This is a genomic window from Mycobacterium timonense, assembly GCF_025821985.1.
GTDB lineage: Bacteria > Actinomycetota > Actinomycetes > Mycobacteriales > Mycobacteriaceae > Mycobacterium > Mycobacterium avium.
Genome location: NZ_JACKSY010000104.1, coordinates 684,394 through 705,490 on the forward strand (window position 1 = coordinate 684,394; position 21,097 = coordinate 705,490).

A 21,097-nucleotide genomic window follows, 5' to 3' on the forward strand; every position below is an offset into this window, starting at 1 on the left:
GGCGGGTATGACGACGGGGGTGACCGGCATTTCGCGGCGAACGTTGGGGCGGCTGGCGGTCGGTGCCGGCGGCATGCTCGCGTCCGCGGTCGAGGCCTGCGCGAAGCCGAGCGCCGGGCACGGCCGATCCGGCGCACCGCCGGCGCCCGCGGGCAAGGGCGTCGGGTTTGTGCTCTCCCACGAGCAGTTCCGCACCGACCGGTTGGTGGCACAGGCGCAGGCGGCCGAACGGGCCGGCTTCACCCACGTGTGGGCCAGCGATCACATCCAGCCGTGGCAGGACAACGAGGGCCATTCGATGTTTCCGTGGCTGACGCTGGCGTTGGTGGGCAGCAGCACCAGCCACGTCTCGTTCGGCACCGGGGTGACCTGTCCGACCTACCGCTATCACCCCGCCACGGTGGCCCAGGCGTTCGCCTCGCTGGCAATCCTCAACCCCGGCAGGGTGTTTCTGGGAGTGGGCACCGGCGAGCGGCTCAACGAGCAGGCCACCACCAACGGCTACGGCAACTACACCGAACGCCACGACCGGCTGGCCGAGGCGATCGCGCTGATCCGCCAGCTGTGGAGCGGCTCGCGAATCTCGTTCTCCGGCCGCTACTTTCAGACGAATTCACTAAAGCTGTACGACGTGCCGGCCACCCCGCCGCCGATCTTCGTGGCGGCTGGCGGCCCGAAGAGCGCGAAGCTGGCCGGGCAGTTCGGCGATGGTTGGATCGCCCAGTCCGGCGACGTCACCAACCCAAAACTGTTGGCGGCCTTCGGTGCTGGAGCCCAAGCGGCCGGGCGTGACGTAGCGACCCTGGGGAAACGGGCCGAGATATTCGCCGTCGTCGGCGATGACGCCGTGGCCGCCCGCGCGGCCACGCTGTGGCGCTTCACGGCCGGCGCGGTCGACCAGCCGGATCCGGTGGACATCCAGCGGGCCGCCGAGTCCAATCCCACCGACAAGGTTTTCGGTGGCTGGACGGTCGGCACCGACGCGGGTCGGCACGTCGAGGCCGTGCAGCGGGTCCTCGACGCGGGCGCCGTTCCCTTCCTGCACTTTCCGCAGGACGACCCGATGGTCGCCATCGACTTCTACCGGGACAATGTCTTACCGAAATTGCGCTGAACCCGCTTAGGGCAACGCCGGTTTCGCCGCTGCCGGCCACAAACTCGCGGGGGATCGGGCAGAATCGGGACGTTATGGATGCAGTGGACCCGGATTCCCGACACCAGCTGGCTGTGCGGATGGCCGAGCTGGTCCGCGGGATGGCCGCGCCGCGACGGCTCGATCAGGTGCTGGCCGAGGTGACCGCGGCGGCGGTCGAGGTGATACCGGGAGCCGACATCGCCGGAGTGCTGCTGGTGCGAAAGGGCGGCGAGTTCGAGACCCTGGCCGACACCGACAGCCTGGCCGCACGGCTCGACGTCCTGCAACACGACTTCGGTGAGGGACCCTGCGCGCAGGCCGCGCTGCAGGAGACGATCGTGCGCAGCGACGATCTGCGGCGCGAGCCGCGCTGGCCGCGCTACGCGCCCGCGGCCGTGCAGTTGGGTGTGCTCAGCAGCCTGTCCTTCAAGCTCTACACCGCGGACCGCACCGCGGGGGCGCTGAACCTGTTCTCGCACCGGCCCGACGCGTGGGACACCGAGGCCGAGACCATCGGCTCGGTGTTCGCCGCCCACGCCGCCGCCGCGATCCTGGCCGGAAGCCGTGCCGAGCAGCTGTATTCGGCGGTGTCCACCCGCGACCGCATCGGTCAGGCCAAGGGCATCATCATGGAACGTTTCGGCGTGGACGACGTGCGGGCCTTCGATCTGCTGCGACGGCTGTCCCAGGAGAGCCAGGTGAAACTGGTCGAGATCGCCCAGCAGATCATCGACACCCGCGGTCAGGGCGCCTAGTCCTGCTCACTCGGGTGGTGCCGTCGTTCTAGGATGGGGTGGCTTCATCGACGAGTCCGGCGCGGCGCGGCGCCGGGGAATGGTTGGCCACGGTGTGGGACTTCGAGACTGACCCCGAATACCAGGCGAAGCTGGATTGGGTCGAGAAATTCATGGCCGAAGAGCTGGAGCCGCTCGACCTGGTGGCCCTGGATCCCTACGACAAGAAGAACGCCGAGATGATGGCCATCCTGCGGCCGTTACAGCAGCAGGTGAAGGACCAGGGCCTGTGGGCCGCCCACCTGCGACCGGAATTGGGCGGCCAGGGCTTCGGTCAGGTCAAGCTGGCGCTGCTCAACGAAATCCTCGGACGCTCACGCTGGGCCCCGTCGGTATTCGGTTGTCAGGCACCGGATTCCGGCAATGCCGAGATACTGGCGCTGTTCGGCACCGACGAACAGAAGGCCCGCTACCTGCAGCCGCTGCTGGACGGCGAGATCACCTCCTGCTATTCGATGACCGAGCCGCAGGGTGGTTCGGATCCCGGGCAATTCGTCACCGCGGCCACCCGCGACGGTGACTACTGGGTGATCAACGGCGAGAAGTGGTTCTCCACCAACGCCAAACACGCGTCGTTCTTCATCGTCATGGCGGTCACCAACCCGGAGGCCCGCACCTACGACAAGATGTCGCTGTTCATCGTTCCGGCCGAGACACCGGGCATCGAGATCGTTCGCAACGTCGGGGTGGGGGCCGAGTCCTCCAGCCGGGGCAGCCACGGCTACGTCCGCTACACCGACGTCCGGGTGCCCGCCGACCACGTGCTGGGCGGCGAGGGGCAGGCGTTCATGATCGCCCAGACCCGGCTGGGCGGGGGCCGGATTCACCACGCGATGCGCACAATCGCCTTGGCGCGCAGCGCCTTTGACATGATGTGCGAACGGGCGGTGTCCCGCAAGACCCGGCACGGGCGGCTGGCCGATTTCCAGATGACCCAGGAGAAGATCGCCGACAGCTGGATCCAGATCGAGCAGTTCCGCTTGCTGGTGTTGCGCACCGCGTGGTTGATCGACAAGCACCACGACTACCAGAAGGTGCGCCGCGACATCGCGGCGGTGAAAGTGGCCATGCCGCAGGTGCTGCACGACGTCGCCCAACGGGCCCTGCACCTGCACGGCGCGCTCGGCGTCTCCGACGAGATGCCGTTCGTCAAGATGCTGGTGGCCGCCGAGTCGCTGGGCATCGCCGACGGCGCCACCGAGCTGCACAAGATGACGGTGGCCCGCCGCACGCTGCGCGAATACGAGCCCGTGTCAACGCCTTTCCCGTCGGCGCACATTCCGACCCGGCGGGCCGAGGCCCAGGCGCGGTTGGCCGAACGCCTCGAACACGCCGTCGCGGAATTTTAGGGTTCTCGCCCGGCGTCGACTTAGTCTCGCCGACAAGCGGTTTCGGACCCAATGAGTCGACGGCCGGCGATGCTCAGGAGATGTAGCGGACGATGCTTTCGGCCACGCACGCCGGCTTGGCCGACCCGTCGATCTCGACGGTGGTCGACACCGTCGCCTGCACCGCGCCGTTGCCCAGGTCGTCGACGCCGACCAGCGAACTCTGCGCGCGCACCCGGGAGCCGACCGGCACCGGGGCGGGGAAACGAACCTTGTTGAGCCCGTAGTTGATTGCCAGCTTGATGCCGTTGACGGTGTAGATCTGGTGCTGCAGTCGCGGCAGCAGCGCCAGCGTCATGAACCCGTGGGCGATGGTGGTGCCGAACGGGCCCGACGCCGCCCGCTCCGGGTCGACGTGGATCCACTGGTGATCGCCGGTCGCGTCGGCGAACAGGTTGACGTCTTCCTGGGTGATGGTGACCCAGTCACTGTGTCCCAGCGTCTCCCCGGCCGCGGCGGCGAGGTCGGCTACTGATTCGAAGGTGCGCATTGGGTGTCTCCTTGGTTTCGGCTGCCAACAATAGCGCCCGGCCACGGTTAGCCCCGGACGGTCACGGGTAGTAGCCGGTGAGCCAGCGAACTCTACCGTCGCGGAAGGTCGTTTCATGCCCGATGTGATCGCCCACCATGGACTTCTCAAGGACACCCGGCTGCATGTCGACGACACCGGCGGGCCCGGCAGACCGGTGCTGCTCATGCACCCGTGGCCGCTGTCCGGCCAGTCGTGGTCGGCCCAGGTCCCGGTGCTGCACGCCGCCGGCTATCGGGTGGTCACCTACGACCGGCGCGGTTTCGGGCGCAGCGACAAGCCGCTCACCGGGTACAGCTACTCCCAGCTCACGCAGGACCTGCACACCCTGGTCGAATCCCTCGACCTGCGCGACCTCACCCTGGTGGGCTCCTCGATGGGCGGCGGCGAGGTCGCCCGCTACCTGTCGACCTACGGCCCCGAGCGGGTGCGCAGCGTGGTGTTCGCCTCCTCGGTGACGCCGTACCTGTTGCAGACCACCGACAATCCGGACGGGCCGCTGACCATGAAGGACGCGGCGCGGGCGACGGCGTCGTTCGTCAAGGACCAGGACGCCTTCTACGACCATCAGATGACCGAGTTCTTCTCCGCCAACGGACAATTGCGGGTGAGCCCGGCGACCCGCGCCGAGGCGCTCAGGTTATGCAAGCAGGCCGGCAAGGAGGCGTCGCTGGCCTGCATGGCCGCCTGGGCCAACACCGACTTCCGTCCCGACCTGACCCGGGTGTCGGTGCCGGCGCTGATCATCCACGGCGAGGGCGACGAATCCGTGCCGCTCGCCGGGTCGGCGCGGCGCACCCACCGGGCGATACCGGGCAGCCGGCTGTGCGTGATCGCCGACGGGCCGCACGGTTGCCACATCAGCCACGCGCGAGAGTTCAACGCGGCACTGCTGGACTTTCTGGCGGCCTAGGTGCCTGGGTGCGCGGCGCCGTTTCGGACGAGCCGTCGCGGGAATCCCACCCGCAACGCTGACCGCAGGAAAGGAAGGCGCATGCCAGACCACAAGGGCCACCGGGCCGAGGAAGACGTCGAACCCGAAAAGCACCAGGCTCGCTCCCGCGCGGGCAAGGGCAAAGACGACGGCTCCTATGTCGGTGCGGCGGGCTCGGACGACTCGTTCGACGCCGGTGAAACCGGCGCGGAAGCCCGCAGCGAACGCGGCTGATCAGCCGGCGAGTGCGCTGATCGCCGCTTGCAGCTTGGCGGTGGCCTGGTCGGCGACCTCCTGCAAGGCCCCCGCCTCGCCGGTCACCTTGACCATGAGTTGCGGGTCCATCGCCTCGACCAGCACCGCATCCCCCTCGGCGGGATCGGACCGCACCACCACATTGCACGGCAGCAACTGACCGATCTGGCGATCGATGCCCAGCGCGCGGTGCGCCAGCGCCGGGTTGCAGGCGCCCAGGATCAGGTAGTCCTCCATGTCCGCGCCGAGCTTTTGTTTCAGCGTGGCTTTCACGTCGATGGTGGTCAGTACGCCAAAACCCTGATCCGCCAGTGCTTTTGTGGTCCGGTCCACCGCGTCCGGGAACGCGGTGTGCAGCGTGGTGCTCAATTTCGATGTCACCTGTGATTCCTCCTGTTTGCGACCGCTCGTCGTTCCGGCCCCGCGGTCAGGCCAGGCTCAGGAACAGTTTTTCCAGCTCATCGATCGACAGGGGCGGTTGCTGCTCGGTCCGCGTGATGCAGTCGCGCAAGCCCGAGGCGATGATCTTGAAGCCCGCCCGGTCCAGCGCCTTCGACACCGCGGCCAGCTGGGTGACCACGTCCTTGCAGCTGCGGCCCTGCTCGATCATCGCGATGACGCCACCCAGCTGACCGTGCGCCCGGCGCAGCCGGGTCAGGACGACGTCGATGTCACCGGGGTCGTGCCGGGCGGCGTCGGCTTTGCGGGTGCGGCCGCTGTCGATTGCCATATCCATTTATACCATACCCCGTAGGGTATATGCCGCGGCGCTGGTTCGGGTGACCGCGCCCGGCACGCACAATGGCGGCGTGAGGCTGCTGCTGATCGCCGACACGCACATCCCGGGCCGGGCTCGCGACCTGCCCGCGCAGGTGTGGGACGAAGTGGCCGGGGCCGACGTCGTGATCCACGCCGGCGACTGGACGGCACCGGAGTTCTTCGACGAGCTCGACGGCCGGGCCGCCCGGCTGGTGGCCTGCTGGGGCAACAACGACGGCCCGGCGCTTCGGGCGCGGCTGCCCGAGCGGGCCGACGTCACCCTGGCGGGCGTGCGGTTCACCGTCGTGCACGAGACCGGCGCCGCCGCGGGCCGGGAGGCGCGGATGTCGCGGCGGTACCCGGACAGCCAGGTGCTGGTGTTCGGGCACAGCCACATCCCCTGGGACACCACCACCCGAACCGGGCTGCGGCTGCTCAATCCGGGCTCGCCGACGGATCGCCGCCGCCAGCCGTTCTGCACCTACCTGACCGCGTGCGCCGCCGACGGCGCCGTGAGCGACGTGGTGCTGCACCGCCTCACCAAGTGACCGTGTCCCTGGTGGCGGCCCGTTCGGACCTATAAATAGCTCGGTTACAGAGGTATTATGGGCGGGGTGAAAGCACGCACGGACGTAACCTCCGAGCTGTTCGGCGTGGTCGGCCGGTTTCGCCGCCAACTGCGCAGGTCGGCCGGTCGCGCGTTCGATCCGGCCCGGCTCTCGGAGTCCCAGTCGGAATTGCTGTGGCTGGTCGGGCGGCGGCCCGGGATCTCGGTCAGCGCCGCGGCCGCCGAGCTCGGCCTGGTGCCCAACACCGCCTCGACCCTGGTCACCAAGCTGGTGTCGGGCGGATTCCTGCTGCGCGCCGCCGCGGACACCGACCGCCGGGTGTGCCAGCTGCGGCTCACCGAGTCCGCGCAGCAGATCGTCGACGAGTCCCGGGCCGCCCGGCGGGCATTGCTGTCCGAGGTGGTCGACGAACTCGACGACGACCAAATCGAGGCTTTGACAAGAGGATTGGAGGTCCTCGACATGATGACCCAAAAACTGCGGGAGCGGCGACCATGACCGGGCCGCCGCCGATGGCGATCGACGCCGAGCACCTGACCTACCGCTACGGCCAGTTCACCGCCGTCGACGACGTGACGTTGCAGGTGCGGCCCGGCGAAACGATGGGCCTGCTGGGGCCCAACGGCGCCGGAAAGACGACCATGGTCCGGATGCTGACCACGCTGGCCCCGGTGCAGCAGGGCGAGCTGCACATCTTCGGACTGGACGCGCGCCGCCGAACCACCGATATCCGCGCCAATATCGGCTATGTGCCGCAACAGCTTTCGGTCGAGCCCGCGCTCACCGGCCGGCAGAACGTGGCGTGGTTCGCCCGGTTGTACGGTGTGCCGCGCGCCGAGCGCGCCGAGCGGGTCGATCAGGCGCTGGCCGCGATGGACCTGCTCGACGTAGCCGACCGGCTGGCGTCGGCGTACTCCGGCGGCATGATCCGTCGTCTCGAGGTCGCCCAGGCGCTGGTCAACCGGCCGTCGCTGCTGGTGCTGGACGAACCGACCGTCGGGCTGGACCCGATCGCGCGCGACGGCGTCTGGGAGCACGTGCAGAAGATGCAGGCCCGGTTCGCCATGACCGTGCTGCTGACCACCCACTACATGGAGGAAGCCGACGCGCTGTGCGATCGGGTGGCGCTGATGCACCGCGGCGCGCTGCGCGCGGTCGGCGCACCCGACGAGCTGAAGGCCCGGATATCGCGGGTGTCGCCGCACGCCACGCTCGAGGACGTGTTCCGCCACTACGCGGCCTCGAACCTGGGCGGCGACGACGCGGCGCACCCGCGGCCATCGGAGTCCATCCGGCAGGTCCGCTCCAGCAGGAAGGTGGCTCGCCGTGTCGGTTGACAACGCCGCGGCCGCCACGCTGGTCCGCGCGCCGCGCGGATGGCAGCGGGTGGGCGCGCTGTCCAGTCGGGTCGGGGCGTTCGCGATCGTCGAGATGCAGAAGTTGCAGCACGACCGGACCGAACTGGTCACCCGGATGGTGCAACCGGCCCTGTGGCTGCTGATCTTCGGCACCACGTTCAGCCACCTGCGCATGATCAACACCGGACCCGTGTCGTATCTGGCCTTCCTGGCACCGGGCATCATCGCCCAGTCGGCGCTGTTCATCTCCATTTTCTATGGGATACAGATCATTTGGGATCGCGACGCCGGCGTGCTGGCCAAACTCATGGTGACCCCGGCCCCCGCGTCGGCGCTGGTCACCGGCAAGGCCTTCGCGGCCGGCGTGCGCTCGGTGGCCCAGGTCGTCGGGGTGCTGGCGTTGGCCTACCTGATGCGAATCGGCTTGACCGTCAATCCATTACGGATCCTGGCGGCGATGGGCATCGTCATGCTGGGTGCCGCGTTCTTCGCCTGCCTGTCGATGACGCTGGCCGGTTTGGTGCGCAACCGCGATCGGCTGATGGGCATCGGGCAAGCGATCACGATGCCGTTGTTCTTCGCCTCCAACGCGCTGTACCCGGTCGAGCTGATGCCGACCTGGTTGCACGTGCTGAGCAAGATCAACCCGCTCAGCTACGAGGTCAACGCGCTGCGGGCGCTGCTGATCGGCACGCCCTTCAACCCGGTCGACATCGCGGTGCTGGCGGCGGCGGTGACCGGAATCCTCACGGCCTCAACACTTCTGCGCCGCCTGGTCGCCTAGTCCTGCTAGCCCCGCTAGCGCATGCGCCGTCGCGGCGCAAGATCGCCGCACGGTTCCGAGAGTCGATCGTGACCCGACCGTGACGATTCCCGGCCGAGGCACAATCGTTAGCCAACCGCGATCTGTCGCTGCGGCCGCGACGAGCCGATTCGACCCGCCCGCTGTGTTTCACTCCCGGAGAACAGATTCCACCGCATGGTGCGGCAGATGAAAGTTGGGATGGGTAGAGAGCTATGTCGTTCATCGAAAAGGTGCGAAAGTTGCGTGGCGCGGCGGCTACCATGCCCCGCCGGCTGGCGATCGCGGCCGTGGGGGCCTCCCTGCTGTCCGGCGTCGCCGTCGCCGCGGGTGGCTCCCCCGTCGCGGGAGCCTTCTCCAAGCCGGGGCTTCCGGTGGAATACCTCGAGGTGCCGTCGCCGTCGATGGGCCGCAACATCAAGGTCCAATTCCAGGGCGGCGGGCCGCACGCGGTCTACCTGCTGGACGGCCTGCGCGCGCAGGACGACTACAACGGTTGGGACATCAACACCCCGGCGTTCGAGGAGTTCTACCAGTCCGGTCTTTCGGTGATCATGCCGGTCGGCGGCCAGTCCAGCTTCTACAGCAACTGGTATCAGCCGTCGTCGGGCAACGGGCAGAACTACACCTACAAGTGGGAGACGTTCCTGACCCAGGAGATGCCGCTGTGGATGCAGTCCAACAAGCAGGTCTCCCCGGCCGGCAACGCCGCGGTGGGGCTGTCCATGTCGGGTGGCTCCGCGCTGATCCTTGCCGCCTACTATCCGCAGCAATTCCCTTACGCCGCTTCGCTTTCCGGCTTCCTCAACCCGTCCGAGGGCTGGTGGCCCACGCTGATCGGCCTGGCCATGAACGACTCGGGCGGCTACAACGCCAACAGCATGTGGGGGCCGTCCACCGACCCGGCGTGGAAGCGCAACGACCCGATGGTCCAGATTCCGCGGCTGGTGGCCAACAACACCCGCATCTGGGTGTACTGCGGTAACGGCACCCCCAGCGATTTGGGCGGTGACAACGTGCCGGCCAAGTTCCTGGAGGGGTTGACGCTGCGCACCAACGAGCAGTTCCAGAACAACTACGCGGCCGCCGGCGGACGCAACGGGGTGTTCAACTTCCCGGCCAACGGCACCCACTCGTGGCCGTACTGGAACCAGCAGTTGATGGCGATGAAGCCGGACATGCAGCAGGTGCTGCTTTCCGGCAACACCACCGCGGCGCCGGCCCAACCGGCCCAACCGGCCCAGCCGGCGCAACCCGCCCAGCCCGCCACCTGACCCCGGCCAGCAGCGGCAGTAGCGCACCGGTCAGCGCTACTGCCGCTGCTTTGTCTCACGCCTCGTCGAGCAGCGCCCGGCGATCGGAATGGAAATAGGTGTAGCCGGTGGTCAACGCGCACATCACGGTGGCCGCCACCAACATCGACGTGCCGTTGACGAACAGACTGATGAAGCCGCCGACGGTGGCCCCCACCACGAAGCTGGCGAACAGCAGAAAATAGCCCAGCCAGTCCGCCGCCGTCCCACCGGCGATGTGGCGTTCGATGCCCTGCCCCATCTTGACCAGGGTTCCGGTCACGTAGCTCAGCGGAACCGACACCTCGCCGTCCTTGACGAACGACGTGTTCAACGCGCCGATGCCGAACGTCACCAACATGATCGGCGCGAAGTCGAGCAGGTTCTCCTCCCAGCCCTCGTCGATGACGTCCACCAGGGTGGCCGCCACCAGGCTGAACGTCGTCAGCACCGTGGGCCCGTGCGGGTGGTCCACCCAGAAATGCCGCCGGCATACCGAGGCGATCACCACGCCGGCGACGAAGCACACGATCAGCACCCCCGCCGTCACCGACAACACCACGTCGCCGCGGAAGTAGCCGAGCATCGCGCGCTGGGCGTTGCCGGTCATGAAGGTCACGAAGTAGCCGGCGGAGTGCGTGAAGGCGGTGGCTCCCAGCACCCCGGCCAGCACCGCCAGCACCCACGACAACCTGGTTTCGCTGTTGTTGATCTCACTCGGCACACGCACATGCTTCCAGACGGTGCCGGCGCGCGCAGGGCGCGCGGGTCAGGCCGCGGTCAACCGGGCGATGGAGCGCAGCGGGATCGGCAGCCAGCCGGGCCGGTGCCGCGCCTCGTACCCGGCCTCGTAGACCGCCTTGTCCAATTCGTAGGCGGCCAGCAGCGGCGCCGAATCGCGCGGGTCGATGCCGGAGGCGGCCGCATAGCCGTCACAGAACGCGGTGCGGTTGCGCTCCACCCATTCCCGGGCCCGGGCCGCCAGCTGCTTGTCCGTGTTTTGCGAGCCCTGCTCCACCAGCGGCCCGTAGGCGGCGTACTCGAACGACCGCAGCACGCCGGCCACGTCGCGCAGCGGTGAGTCGGGCGCGCGGCGTTCCTCGAGCGGCTGGCCCGGTTCGCCCTCGAAGTCGATGAGCAGCCAGCTCTCCGGGGTGCGCAGCACCTGGCCCAGGTGCAGGTCGCCGTGCACCCGCTGCACGGTGATGGTCTCGGTGGCCAGCTTGGCGAACCGCTCCTCGATGGTGGCCGCGTACTCGGTCAGCTCGGGCACCAGGGCCGCGGTCGAGGAGAGCCGCGCCAGCACGTTGTCCACCGGGAACGCGGCTTGCGAGGTGCCCAGCGTCTCGGCCAGGGTGGCGTGCACGGACGCCACCGCCTCGCCCAGGCGGTAGGACTCACCGGCGAAGTCGCCGCCGACCTCGTGCGCATACAGATCGCCCTCGGCGAACAGGTCGCGAACGCTGGCGGTGGCCATCGCCCAGCCCTCCGCGGCGTTGGCGGCGAACTCGGTCACCATGCCCAGCGGCCAGGCCGTCTCGGGGGTGCCGTCCGCACCCGCCATCTCGTAGGTGCCCAGCAGCCGGGCGACGTGCGGGTTGCCGGCGCGGCCGAGCACCCGGTTCAGCTCGATGTCGGGGTTGATGCCGCTGCTGACCCGGCGGAACACCTTGAAGATGGCGTCACGGTCGAAGATCACGCTGGTGTTGGACTGCTCGGCGTCCGACACGTGCGCCATCGCCTCGAGCGGCAGCTGGGCGTCGGGCTCCTTGGCGAATCTCACCTCGGCCCCGGACGCGCGGCGCACCGCCGACGAGTCGATCAGGGAGAGCAAAAACTGCGGCGCCTCGTCGTCGTACAACGCGTCGAAGCCGGTCCGGTCGTCGGCGGCGCCGATGGTGGCCACGGTGCTGTACTCGGAGACCGGTGCGGCATCCCAGCGCACCAGGACCTGGTAGCGGTCCCGTGAGCCGTCGGCGTAGTCGGCGTCGACCAGCACCAGGTCCAGATCGTCGCGCAACCCGACGATCACGCTCGGTTCGGCGCCGGTCAGCCGGCGGTTGCGGCCGGCGTACCAACGTTGCTGCGGAAGCCAATCGGACCACGGCAGCTTGGCGGGTTCGGTCATCTGCGCCGCTCCTTCTCATACCTAACGCTGTGTACCGTCGCGGCGCGAGTCATGTGTCCTCCTCGCATGCGGTCAGCTGGAACCAATAGAAACCGTGCCCCGGCAGGGTCAGCAGGTAGGGCAGGTGCCCGATGCGGGGGAACTCCACGTGCCCGGTCAGCTCGACCGGGATGCACCCGCTCCAGTGCTGCAGATTCAGCTCGATCGGCTGCGGGAACCGCGACAGGTTGTTGACGCACAGCACGGTGTCCCCGTCGTTGGACACCTGCCGCACGAACGCCAGCACCGACGGGTTGGACCCGCCGAGCTCCTCGAACGTGCCGATCGCGAAGGCCTCGTGCCGGCGCCGCACGGCCAGCATGGTGCGGGTGAAGTTGAGCAGCGACGTCGAGGTGTCGCGCTGCGCCTCCACGTTGACCGCCTGGTAGCCGTACACCGGGTCCTGGCTGGGTGGCAGATACAGCCGGCCGGGGTTGGCCTTGGAGAAGCCGGCGTTGCGGTCCGGCGTCCACTGCATCGGCGTGCGCACCCCGTCGCGATCCCCCAGCCAGATCACGTCGCCCATGCCGATCTCGTCGCCGTAGTAGAGCACCGGCGAGCCGGGCAGGGACAGCAGCAGGGCGGTGAACAGCTCGATCTGGTTGCGGTCGTTGTCCAGCAGCGGCGCCAGCCGGCGGCGGATGCCGACGTTGGCCTTCATCCGCGGATCCTTGGCGTACTCGGCGTACATGTAGTCGCGCTCTTCGTCGGTGACCATCTCCAGCGTCAACTCGTCGTGGTTGCGCAGGAAGATCCCCCACTGCGCCATCTCGGGGATCTGCGGCGTCTGGGCCAGGATCTCCGAGATCGGGAATCGCGACTCGCGGCGCACGGCCATGAAGATGCGCGGCATCAGCGGGAAGTGGAACGCCATGTGGCATTCGTCGCCGCCGGTGCTGGGGTCGCCGAAATACTCGACCACGTCGGCCGGCCACTGGTTGGCCTCGGCCAGCAACACCCGGCCCGGGAACTCGTCGTCGACGACCTTGCGGACCCGCTTGAGGAAGGCGTGCGTCTCCGGCAGGTTCTCGCAGTTGGTGCCCTCCCGCTCGAACAGGTAGGGCACCGCGTCCAGCCGGAACCCGTCGATTCCCAGCCCGAGCCAGAACCGGATCACGTCGATCATGGCTTCCTGCACGGCGGGGTTGTCGTAGTTCAGGTCGGGCTGGTGGGAGAAGAACCGGTGCCAGTAGAACTGGCGGCGCACCGGGTCGAACGTCCAGTTGGACTCCTCGGTGTCGACGAAGATGATGCGGGCGTCGGCGTAGCGGTCGCTGGTGTCGCTCCACACGTAGAAGTCGCCGTACGGGCCGTCGGGGTCGTGCCGGGACTCCTGGAACCAGGGGTGCGACTCCGATGTGTGATTCATCACCAGGTCGGTGATCACCCGGATGCCCCGCTCGTGGGCGGCGTTGAGCAGCGCCACGAAATCCTCGACCGTGCCGAACTCCGGCAGCACCTTGTAGAAATCCCGGATGTCGTAACCGCCGTCGCGCAGCGGCGAGTCGTAGAACGGGGGCAGCCAGATGCAGTCGATGCCCAGCCACTGCAGGTAGTCCAGCTGCGCCAGCAGACCGCGCAGGTCGCCGGCGCCGTCGGCGTTGGCGTCGAAGAACGCGCGGACCAGCACCTCGTAGAACACGGCGTGCTTGAACCACGTCGGGTCGGTGGGCAGCGCGGCGGCGTTGTCGAAGTCCTCGGCCTCGGGGTGCTCGACGACACCGTCCTGGACGTGACTGCCTTCCTCGGGATGGTGTTCGACAGCTTCTCTTGCGTCGTTCATCGAATCCACGATGCCACGGGTACCCTGAGTGCGAGTTTCGGAACCCCCCTCGCCCGGCCGCGACGAATCACGCCCGGTGCCAAGCGAATTGGCCACCGACCCGCTCTCACCGGCGCGGATGTCAGGCCGGCGGCCCCTCCGCCAGGGTGATGTTCGCGGTGCGCTCGCCGCCGTCGACGGACCGGAAGTGCACCGCGATGGTGTCACCGGGATGGTGCGGGACGAGCACCTCGGTCATCGACGTCGCCCCGTTGATCGGGACGGTGTCGACGCCGGTGATGACGTCGCCGGGCGCGATGCCCGCGGCCGCGGCCGGGCCGGTGTTGACCACCCGCTGCACCCGCGCGCCGTTGCCGTTGTTGTCCGTCACGCCCAGCCCGAGGAATGCGGTGGGCCCGATGTGCACGGTGTTGGAGCCGGCGCCGGAGCGGATCTGGTTGGCGACGGCCATGGCGCGGCCGATCGGGATGGCGAAGCCCTGCCCGCCGGACATCTTGTAGCTGTCGGTGGCGGCGGTGTCCACGCCGATCACCTGCCCGGCGCTGTTCACCATCGGGCCACCGGAGTCGCCCGGCTTGATCGGCGCGTCGGCCTGGATCAGGCCGCCGAGGTTCTCCTGCGCGCCGGTCAGCGTGTCGGTCGCCGAGACGCTCTGGTTGAGCGCGACGACCTTGCCGGCCACCGCGTTGGGGGTGCCGCCCTGGCCGCCGACGTTGCCGAGCGCGACGATGGGCTCGCCCACCGTGGCCTCGCCGCCGATGGTGGCGGTGGGCAGGCCGGTCGCGCCGCGCAGCTGCAGCACGGCGATGTCCTGGGTGCGGTCATAGCCGACCACGTCGACGGCGTAGGTCTGCCCGTTGCCGACGTCGAACGCGCTGATTTCGGTGGCGCCCGAGATGACGTGGTTGTTGGTGAGCACCACGCCGTTCGGGTCGATCACGATGCCGGTACCGGCGCCCACCGCGTTGTTGTAGCCGAACTTGGTGTCGATGTTGACCACTTGCGGCCCCACCTGACCGACCATGGCCGACGGGTCGATCGGCGCCAGGGGGCGATCGGCGAACCGGTCCAGCGCCAGGCCCGACGGTGCCGCGGACGCCGGCGCCAGCCCCACGCCGGACCCCAGCCCGAGGCCCAGCCCGACCACGGTCAGCACACCGACCAACCATGACCACCAGACCGAGCGGTGGTGGTGCGATTTGCTCATCCCGTCACCCTCCTGCGTCGCGGTAAACACCAAACTGTCCCGGCCTGAGGATCCTGGCGGCACAATTTTGTGTATATAACCGTAATGCAGGTAGCTATGCACGGCATGTGCCAGGTTCTCAGCCGGCTCATAGGCTTACCGCCGTTTGCTGCCGTGCGCCCTACCCTGATCTGGTGGGCGAATTCGACGCCAGGGCGAGGTTCCGCCGGGCCTCGGTAGCCCGGTTGGCCACCGTCTCCCCGGGCGGGCAGCCACACCTGGTGCCGGTCGTCTTCGCCCTCGCGCAAGGCCCCGACGCGGACCATGACGCCGACCCGGACGTGGTGTACACGGCCGTCGACGCCAAACCCAAGACCACGCGGCGGCTGCGGCGGCTGGCCAACATCGACGCCAATCCGCAGGTGAGCCTGCTGGCCGACCACTACGCCGACGATTGGACCCGGCTGTGGTGGGTGCGCGCCGACGGTCTGGCCACCATCCACCGCGACGGGCCGGCCCTGGACACCGGCTACCGGCTGTTGCGCGCGAAATACCCTCAGTATCAATCGGTTCCGTTGGAGGGTCCGGTGATCGCGATCGCGGTGCGGCGGTGGTCCGGCTGGGCGCCCTGAGGCGCCGGCGCCGCGCGGGCGGATCGGCCCGAAACCGTTGATCCGGCCCGGCGGTCTTGTGGTCGACGGAAGTTCGGTGAAGGGTAGCTAGAAAGGTGCTAGCCGGGCCGGCAACGGTGCGCCCCGGACGACCTGGAGGAAAGTCATGGCGGACAAGACAACTACTTCCCAAGGCGCGGGAAACGCTCCGACCGCCAAGAGTCCGGGCGAGATTCGCAACGTCGTGCTGGTGGGACCGTCGGGCGGCGGCAAAACCACTCTGGTCGAAGCGCTGCTGGTCGCCGCCGGGGTGTTGAACCGCCCCGGCTCGGTCGCCGACGGCAGCACGGTCTGCGACTACGACGAGGCCGAGATCCGCCAGCAACGGTCGGTGGGGGTCGCCGTGGCGTCCCTGTCGCACGACGGCGTCAAGGTCAACCTGGTCGACACACCCGGATACGCCGACTTCGTCGGCGAGCTGCGCGCCGGGCTGCGGGCCGCCGACTGCGCGCTGTTCGTGATCGCGGCCAACGAGGGTGTCGACGAGCCCACCAAACTGTTGTGGCAGGAATGCAACCAGGTGGGCATGCCCCGCGCGGTGGTGATCACCAAGCTCGACCACGCCCGCGCCAACTACGCCGAGGCGCTGGCCGCCGCGCAGAACGCGTTCGGCGACAAGGTTTTACCGCTGTACCTGCCCACCGGTCTGCCGGCCTGCACCGGCCTGATCGGCCTGTTGTCGCAGCAGCGCTACGCCTACGCCGACGGCAAACGCGCTGTGCGGCCGCCGGATCCCGCCGACGCCGCGCAGATCGAGGCCGCTCGCGGCACCCTGATCGAGGGGATCATCGAGGAGTCCGAGGACGAGTCGCTGATGGAGCGGTACCTGGGTGGGGAGTCCATCGACGAAACGGTGCTCATCGCCGACCTGGAGCGGGCCGTCGCCCGCGGCTCGTTCTTCCCGGTGATCCCGGTCTGCAGCAGCACCGGCGTCGGCACGTGCGAGCTGCTGGAGGTCGCCACCCGCGGCTTCCCGTCGCCGATGGAACACCCGCTGCCGGAGGTCTTCACCCAGGTCGGCGCGCCGCGCGCCGGGCTGGCCTGCGACCCCGACGGCCCGTTGCTCGCCGAGGTGGTGAAGACGACGTCGGACCCCTACGTGGGCAGGGTCAGCCTGGTCCGGGTGTTCTCCGGGACCATCAGGCCCGACGCGACGGTTCACGTGTCGGGCCATTTTGCGTCGTTCTTCGGCACCGGCAACGGGAACGGCCATGCCCACCCCGATCACGACGAGGACGAGCGCATCGGGGTGCTGTCCTTCCCGCTGGGCAAGCAGCAACGCCCGGCCTCGGCCGTGGTGGCCGGTGACATCTGCGCGATCGGCAAGCTGAGCCGGGCCGAAACCGGCGACACGCTGTCGGACAAGTCCGAGCCGCTGGTGCTCAAGCCCTGGACCATGCCCGAGCCGCTGCTGCCGGTCGCGATCGCCGCGCACGCCAAGACCGACGAGGACAAGCTGTCGGTGGGGCTGGGCCGGCTGGCCGCCGAGGATCCGACGCTGCGGATCGAGCAGAACCAGGAGACCCACCAGATCGTGCTGTGGTGCATGGGCGAATCGCACGCCGGTGTCGTGCTGGACGCGCTGGCCAACCGGTACGGCGTCACGGTGGACACCGTGGAGCTGCGGATCCCGCTGCGAGAGACGTTCGCGGGCAAGGCCAAAGGGCACGGCCGGCACGTCAAACAGTCCGGCGGCCACGGCCAGTACGCGGTGTGCGACATCGAGGTGGAGCCGCTGCCGGAAGGCTCCGGGTTCGAGTTCGTCGACAAGGTGGTCGGCGGGGCGGTGCCGCGGCAGTTCATTCCGAGCGTGGAGAAGGGGGTGCGCGCCCAGATGGAAAAGGGTGTGCACGCGGGTTACCCGGTGGTCGACATTCGCGTCACCCTGCTCGACGGCAAGGCGCACAGCGTCGACTCGTCGGACTTCGCGTTCCAGATGGCGGGCGCGCTGGCGCTGCGGGAGGCGGCCGCGGCCACCAAGGTGGTGTTGCTCGAGCCCATCGACGAGATCTCGGTGCTGGTGCCCGACGATTTCGTCGGTGCGGTGATGGGCGATCTGTCCGGCCGGCGCGGCCGCGTGCTCGGCACCGACACCGCCGGTCATGAGCGCACCGTGGTCAAGGCCGAGGTGCCGCAGGTGGAGCTGACCCGCTACGCCATCGACCTGCGGTCGCTGGCGCACGGCGCGGCCTCGTTCACCCGGTCGTTCGCCCGCTACGAGCCGATGCCGGAATCCGCGGCCGCCCGAGTGGCGACCGCCGCGGTCTGACCCGAATCACACTGCCGGTCAAGCGCTTTCGCCGAATTGTTCGGCCACCGCGCGGCGGTCCAGCGAGCCCTTCGCGGTGTGCGGCAGCTCGGCGGCCCGCCGGAACTCGGCCGGCACCTCGAAGGGCGCCAGCCGTTCCCGGCAGAACGACGCCAGCTCGTCGGCCGTCGGCGCCGCCGAGCCGCGGGTGACGATCACCGCGGCCACGGTTTCGCCGTACAGCTGGTCCGGCCGGCCGAACACGGCCGCCTCCAGCACGTCGGGGTGGCCGGCCAGCACACCCTCGACCCGTTCCGGCGAGATCTTCTCCCCGCCCCGGTTGATCAGTTCCTTGATCCGGCCGCGGATGACCAGGTCGCCGGCGGCCGACAGGGTGCCAAGGTCGCCGGTGTGCAGCCACCCGTCGGTGAAGTTGGCGGCGGTGATCGCCGGATCGCCGAGGTAGCCGCGCACCACGGTGGCGCCGCGCAGCCAGACCTCGCCGACGGTGTCGGCGGGCAGCGGTTGCCCGTCCGGCCCGGCGATCCGGATGTCCGGGCCGGTCGACCGGCCGACGAGACCCGGTGTGGCGCCGGGGTTTTCGCTGTGCCCGGCGCCGTCGATGGCGGTGGTGGACACCTGGTGGGTGGCCTCGGTCATCCCGAAGGCGCACACCACGGGCGCACCGAAGGTGTCCTGCAGCGCCTGCGCGGTCTCGGCGGTCAGCGGCGCGCTGCAGCTGCGGATGAACCGCAGCGCGTGGGTGCCGCGCGGCGCTTCGGTGCGGGCACGCTCCAGCAGGATCTGATGGATGGTCGGGACGGCCGTGTACCAGGTGGCGCCGACGGCGGCGATGTCGTCCCAGAAGGTGTGCGCCGAGAACTTTCCGCGCGCGGGCAACAACACCGCTCCCCCGGATGCCAGGGTGGCCAGCAGCGCGGCCAGCAGACCGTGCCCGTGGTAGAGCGGCATCACCGCCACCGTCGCATCCCGCGGCCCCAGCCCGTATCCGGCGACGATGGACCGGATCGAGGCGGCGATGTTGTGCCGGGTCCAGGGCACCATTTTCGGTGCCCCGGTGGTTCCCCCGGTGAACATGATCATGGCGTCGTCGTCGCGCAGGCCCTGCGGCGCGGTCACGTCGTGTGTGGGCGCCGCGGTGACGGTCAGGTCGACCGTCGGGGCGCCGTCGTCGGGTCCGACCGTGACGGTGACCGGCCAGCAGGGGGCGCTCTCGGGTGCCGTCTGGCCCTCGCCGAGCCGGTCGACGAGCACCGCCCGAGCGCCCACCGCCCGGCTGCGGGACAGCTGGTCGGCGGCGGGCAGGGCCGGATCCAGCGGCGCCACAACGAGATCCGCCCGCGACGCGGCCAGCAGCGCGACCACGAATTCGGGGTTGCTGCCGGCGCGCAGCCCGACCCGGTCGCCCGGCCCCAAACCGGCGGCCCGCAGCCGGGCGGCCAGGTCATCGACGAGCCGGACCAGATCCGCGTACGCGATCGGGGTGCGCCCGGAGGCGACCAGCAGCGCCGGCGCCCGCGGCGCCCGCTGCGCGGCCGCCTCGACCAGGTCGGCCAACCCCGGTCCGGCGGCCGTCGCGCTCGGTGTCGCCTCGGACGTCATCGCCACATCCTTTCCTTAAGTTCGTAGGTGCAGTTACTTCGTGTTGTTACGTTGTGCTGTGACCCCGGGTGGGGCGGGTGAGGCTGCATCGCTCTTGCCGGCCTGATGGTGCGGCTTGAAAGGACTGGCCGCCCGGTCCTTAAGTTCGTAGGTGCAGTTACTTCGTGTTGTTACGTTGTGCTGTGACCCCGGGTGGGGCGGGTGAGGCTGCATCGCTCTTGCCGGCCTGATGGTGCGGCTTGAAAGGACTGGCCGCCCGGCCTGCCTGGACTTCTCTGGCCGCTGATTGAGATCTGCGATCTGCTCGCTTGTTTAAGGAAATGCTGGCGGGGTTGTCCGTGGGGAACATGGTGGACGACAAGCGAATAGGAGGTTCGATGGAGGCGGACCAGTTGTGGGCTGGTGCGGATGTCGGCAAGGAGCACCATTGGGTCTGCGTTGTCGACGACAAGGGCACCGCGGTGTTGTCGCGCAAGCTCACCAACGATGAACAACCGATCCGAGAACTCATCGATGAAATCGACGCTCTGGGCTGCGACGTGTCCTGGACGGTGGATTTGACCACGGTGTACGCCAGCTTGCTGTTGACGGTGCTCGCCGATGCTGGCAAGTCGGTGCGGTATCTGACCGGCCGTGCTGTCTGGCAGGCTTCGGTGACCTACCGCGGTGGGGAAGCCAAGACCGATGCCAAGGACGCACGGGTGATCGCTGATCAGTCGAGGATGCGTGGTGCTGATCTGCCGGTGCTGCATCCCGACGACGATTTGATCACCGAACTGCGGATGCTCACCGCGCATCGCGCCGATCTGGTCGCTGATCGCACCCGCACCATCAACCGGCTGCGCCACCAACTCATCGCCGTATGCCCGGCATTGGAACGCGTTGCCCAACTGACCCAGGACCGCGGCTGGGTGGTGCTGCTCACGCGGTATCAACGACCGAAAGCCATTCGCCACAGCGGTGTCTCGCGCCTGACGAAGATGCTCGGCGACGCCGGCGTGCGCAATGCGGCCACGATCGCCGCCGCGGCGGTAACGGCTGCCAAATCGCAGACGGTGCGCCTGCCCGGCGAAGACGTCGCCGCCGGACTCGTCGCCGACCTGGCCGGGGAGGTGGTTGCCCTCGATGACCGCATCAAATCCACCGACGCCGACATCGAGGACCGATTTCGCCGCCATCCCGCAGCCGAAGTGATCACCAGCCTGCCCGGCATGGGTTTCCGACTCGGCGCGGAATTCCTCGCCGCCGTCGGCGATCCCACCCTGATCGGCTCTGCCGACCAACTCGCCGCCTGGGCCGGACTGGCCCCGGTCTCGCGCGACTCCGGAAAACGCACCGGGCGCCTGCACACGCCCAAGCGCTACAGCCGACGGCTGCGCCGGGTGATGTACATGTCCGCCCTGACCGCGATCCGCTGCGACCCGCACTCCAAGGCCTACTACCAGCGCAAACGAGACGAAGGAAAACGACCGATCCCGGCCACCCTCTGCCTGGCGCGACGCCGTACCAACGTCCTTTACGCCCTCATCCGTGACAACCGCACCTGGCAACCCGAATCACCCCCGATCACCAAGTCGGCGGCTTGACATCTTCATTGAGAGTCC

At 68.9% G+C, this 21,097-nt stretch carries 21 protein-coding genes; 13 read left to right on the forward strand and 8 right to left on the reverse strand.

Going from position 1 to position 21,097, the window contains the following annotated elements:
* The first annotated feature begins 7 nt into the window (after nt 1-7).
* From H7I87_RS25790 to H7I87_RS25800, 3 genes are all read left to right on the forward strand, one after another.
* Nucleotides 8-1,114 carry a F420-dependent hydroxymycolic acid dehydrogenase gene (locus tag H7I87_RS25790; protein WP_019733144.1) on the forward strand — a complete coding sequence of 369 codons (1,107 nt, stop codon included), beginning with the start codon at nt 8-10 and terminating at the stop codon, nt 1,112-1,114.
* 74 nt (nt 1,115-1,188) lie between these two features.
* A complete protein-coding gene (locus H7I87_RS25795; RefSeq protein ID WP_010950008.1) occupies nt 1,189-1,890 on the forward strand; it encodes a GAF and ANTAR domain-containing protein in 702 nt (233 codons plus the stop codon).
* A 92-nt stretch (nt 1,891-1,982) separates the two neighbouring features.
* A complete protein-coding gene (locus H7I87_RS25800; protein WP_033712377.1) occupies nt 1,983-3,278 on the forward strand; it encodes an acyl-CoA dehydrogenase family protein in 1,296 nt (431 codons plus the stop codon).
* A gap of 73 nt (nt 3,279-3,351) precedes the next feature.
* Here the strand turns inward: H7I87_RS25800 and H7I87_RS25805 are convergent, their stop codons facing one another.
* Nucleotides 3,352-3,807: a MaoC family dehydratase gene (locus H7I87_RS25805; protein WP_003874231.1), complete on the reverse strand. Its 456-nt coding sequence runs from the start codon at nt 3,805-3,807 to the stop codon at nt 3,352-3,354.
* Nucleotides 3,808-3,922: 115 nt separating this feature from the next.
* On the opposite strand from H7I87_RS25805, the gene H7I87_RS25810 reads away from it, so the two are divergent.
* Nucleotides 3,923-4,759, forward strand: coding sequence for an alpha/beta fold hydrolase (locus H7I87_RS25810; RefSeq protein ID WP_033727412.1), 837 nt, complete (start codon nt 3,923-3,925; stop codon nt 4,757-4,759).
* Nucleotides 4,760-4,840: 81 nt separating this feature from the next.
* On the forward strand, nt 4,841-5,014 hold the full coding sequence (locus H7I87_RS25815; protein ID WP_003874233.1) for a hypothetical protein: 174 nt from the start codon (nt 4,841-4,843) through the stop codon (nt 5,012-5,014).
* On the opposite strand, the gene H7I87_RS25820 is transcribed toward H7I87_RS25815, so the two are convergent.
* Both H7I87_RS25820 and H7I87_RS25825 read right to left on the reverse strand, forming a co-directional pair.
* Complete coding sequence (locus H7I87_RS25820) at nt 5,015-5,416, reverse strand: DUF302 domain-containing protein (protein ID WP_011726506.1); 402 nt, start codon at nt 5,414-5,416, stop codon at nt 5,015-5,017.
* Between the two features lie 46 nt (nt 5,417-5,462).
* Nucleotides 5,463-5,771 carry a metal-sensitive transcriptional regulator gene (locus H7I87_RS25825; protein ID WP_003874235.1) on the reverse strand — a complete coding sequence of 103 codons (309 nt, stop codon included), beginning with the start codon at nt 5,769-5,771 and terminating at the stop codon, nt 5,463-5,465.
* Nucleotides 5,772-5,844: 73 nt separating this feature from the next.
* Here H7I87_RS25825 and H7I87_RS25830 point away from each other — a divergent pair, with 73 nt between their 5' ends.
* From H7I87_RS25830 to ag85C, 5 genes are all read left to right on the forward strand, one after another.
* Nucleotides 5,845-6,342 (forward strand): metallophosphoesterase family protein, encoded by a 498-nt coding sequence (locus tag H7I87_RS25830; RefSeq protein ID WP_003879053.1) that lies wholly within the window; start codon nt 5,845-5,847, stop codon nt 6,340-6,342.
* A gap of 57 nt (nt 6,343-6,399) precedes the next feature.
* A complete protein-coding gene (locus tag H7I87_RS25835) occupies nt 6,400-6,861 on the forward strand; it encodes a MarR family winged helix-turn-helix transcriptional regulator (protein WP_003874237.1) in 462 nt (153 codons plus the stop codon).
* Nucleotides 6,858-7,700 (forward strand): ATP-binding cassette domain-containing protein, encoded by an 843-nt coding sequence (locus tag H7I87_RS25840; RefSeq protein WP_019732430.1) that lies wholly within the window; start codon nt 6,858-6,860, stop codon nt 7,698-7,700. Before H7I87_RS25835 ends, H7I87_RS25840 begins: the two co-directional genes overlap by 4 nt.
* Nucleotides 7,690-8,505 carry an ABC transporter permease gene (locus H7I87_RS25845; RefSeq protein WP_033727413.1) on the forward strand — a complete coding sequence of 272 codons (816 nt, stop codon included), beginning with the start codon at nt 7,690-7,692 and terminating at the stop codon, nt 8,503-8,505. The genes H7I87_RS25840 and H7I87_RS25845 overlap by 11 nt, the downstream gene beginning before the upstream one ends.
* A gap of 233 nt (nt 8,506-8,738) precedes the next feature.
* Entirely contained in the window at nt 8,739-9,797 is a 1,059-nt protein-coding gene (ag85C, locus tag H7I87_RS25850; protein WP_009979822.1) for a diacylglycerol acyltransferase/mycolyltransferase Ag85C, read from the forward strand.
* A gap of 55 nt (nt 9,798-9,852) precedes the next feature.
* Here the strand turns inward: ag85C and H7I87_RS25855 are convergent, their stop codons facing one another.
* The 4 genes from H7I87_RS25855 to H7I87_RS25870 all read right to left on the reverse strand — a co-directional run bounded on the left by H7I87_RS25855 (nt 9,853) and on the right by H7I87_RS25870 (nt 14,972).
* Entirely contained in the window at nt 9,853-10,539 is a 687-nt protein-coding gene (locus H7I87_RS25855; RefSeq protein WP_009979823.1) for a YoaK family protein, read from the reverse strand.
* Nucleotides 10,540-10,584: 45 nt separating this feature from the next.
* Nucleotides 10,585-11,943 carry a maltokinase N-terminal cap-like domain-containing protein gene (locus H7I87_RS25860; protein WP_009979824.1) on the reverse strand — a complete coding sequence of 453 codons (1,359 nt, stop codon included), beginning with the start codon at nt 11,941-11,943 and terminating at the stop codon, nt 10,585-10,587.
* 49 nt (nt 11,944-11,992) lie between these two features.
* The gene (treS, locus tag H7I87_RS25865; protein WP_003874243.1) at nt 11,993-13,765 is read right to left on the reverse strand and encodes a maltose alpha-D-glucosyltransferase; all 1,773 of its coding nucleotides are present in this window, start codon (nt 13,763-13,765) and stop codon (nt 11,993-11,995) included.
* Nucleotides 13,766-13,886: 121 nt separating this feature from the next.
* Nucleotides 13,887-14,972: a S1C family serine protease gene (locus H7I87_RS25870; RefSeq protein ID WP_033721285.1), complete on the reverse strand. Its 1,086-nt coding sequence runs from the start codon at nt 14,970-14,972 to the stop codon at nt 13,887-13,889.
* A 173-nt stretch (nt 14,973-15,145) separates the two neighbouring features.
* On the opposite strand from H7I87_RS25870, the gene H7I87_RS25875 reads away from it, so the two are divergent.
* Both H7I87_RS25875 and H7I87_RS25880 read left to right on the forward strand, forming a co-directional pair.
* Entirely contained in the window at nt 15,146-15,583 is a 438-nt protein-coding gene (locus H7I87_RS25875; RefSeq protein WP_019732433.1) for a TIGR03668 family PPOX class F420-dependent oxidoreductase, read from the forward strand.
* A 145-nt stretch (nt 15,584-15,728) separates the two neighbouring features.
* Nucleotides 15,729-17,891, forward strand: a complete 2,163-nt coding sequence (locus H7I87_RS25880) for an elongation factor G-like protein EF-G2 (RefSeq protein WP_019732434.1) — start codon at nt 15,729-15,731, stop codon at nt 17,889-17,891.
* 18 nt (nt 17,892-17,909) lie between these two features.
* Here H7I87_RS25880 and H7I87_RS25885 read toward each other — a convergent pair whose 3' ends face one another.
* Entirely contained in the window at nt 17,910-19,493 is a 1,584-nt protein-coding gene (locus H7I87_RS25885) for a FadD7 family fatty acid--CoA ligase (protein ID WP_033712314.1), read from the reverse strand.
* Between the two features lie 377 nt (nt 19,494-19,870).
* On the opposite strand from H7I87_RS25885, the gene H7I87_RS25890 reads away from it, so the two are divergent.
* Nucleotides 19,871-21,079 carry an IS110-like element IS1110 family transposase gene (locus H7I87_RS25890; RefSeq protein WP_033725343.1) on the forward strand — a complete coding sequence of 403 codons (1,209 nt, stop codon included), beginning with the start codon at nt 19,871-19,873 and terminating at the stop codon, nt 21,077-21,079.
* Nucleotides 21,080-21,097 lie beyond the last annotated feature (18 nt).

Coding starts and splice junctions, on each gene's coding strand:
- H7I87_RS25885 (WP_033712314.1), bottom strand. CDS start 19,493: ATGACGTCCGAGGCGACACCGAGCGCGACGGCCGCCGGACCGGGGTTG.
- H7I87_RS25805 (WP_003874231.1), bottom strand. CDS start 3,807: ATGCGCACCTTCGAATCAGTAGCCGACCTCGCCGCCGCGGCCGGGGAG.
- ag85C (WP_009979822.1), top strand. CDS start 8,739: ATGTCGTTCATCGAAAAGGTGCGAAAGTTGCGTGGCGCGGCGGCTACC.
- H7I87_RS25810 (WP_033727412.1), top strand. CDS start 3,923: ATGCCCGATGTGATCGCCCACCATGGACTTCTCAAGGACACCCGGCTG.
- H7I87_RS25790 (WP_019733144.1), top strand. CDS start 8: ATGACGACGGGGGTGACCGGCATTTCGCGGCGAACGTTGGGGCGGCTG.
- treS (WP_003874243.1), bottom strand. CDS start 13,765: ATGAACGACGCAAGAGAAGCTGTCGAACACCATCCCGAGGAAGGCAGT.
- H7I87_RS25795 (WP_010950008.1), top strand. CDS start 1,189: ATGGATGCAGTGGACCCGGATTCCCGACACCAGCTGGCTGTGCGGATG.
- H7I87_RS25880 (WP_019732434.1), top strand. CDS start 15,729: ATGGCGGACAAGACAACTACTTCCCAAGGCGCGGGAAACGCTCCGACC.
- H7I87_RS25835 (WP_003874237.1), top strand. CDS start 6,400: ATGGGCGGGGTGAAAGCACGCACGGACGTAACCTCCGAGCTGTTCGGC.
- H7I87_RS25860 (WP_009979824.1), bottom strand. CDS start 11,943: ATGACCGAACCCGCCAAGCTGCCGTGGTCCGATTGGCTTCCGCAGCAA.
- H7I87_RS25840 (WP_019732430.1), top strand. CDS start 6,858: ATGACCGGGCCGCCGCCGATGGCGATCGACGCCGAGCACCTGACCTAC.
- H7I87_RS25815 (WP_003874233.1), top strand. CDS start 4,841: ATGCCAGACCACAAGGGCCACCGGGCCGAGGAAGACGTCGAACCCGAA.
- H7I87_RS25825 (WP_003874235.1), bottom strand. CDS start 5,771: ATGGATATGGCAATCGACAGCGGCCGCACCCGCAAAGCCGACGCCGCC.
- H7I87_RS25870 (WP_033721285.1), bottom strand. CDS start 14,972: ATGAGCAAATCGCACCACCACCGCTCGGTCTGGTGGTCATGGTTGGTC.
- H7I87_RS25890 (WP_033725343.1), top strand. CDS start 19,871: ATGGAGGCGGACCAGTTGTGGGCTGGTGCGGATGTCGGCAAGGAGCAC.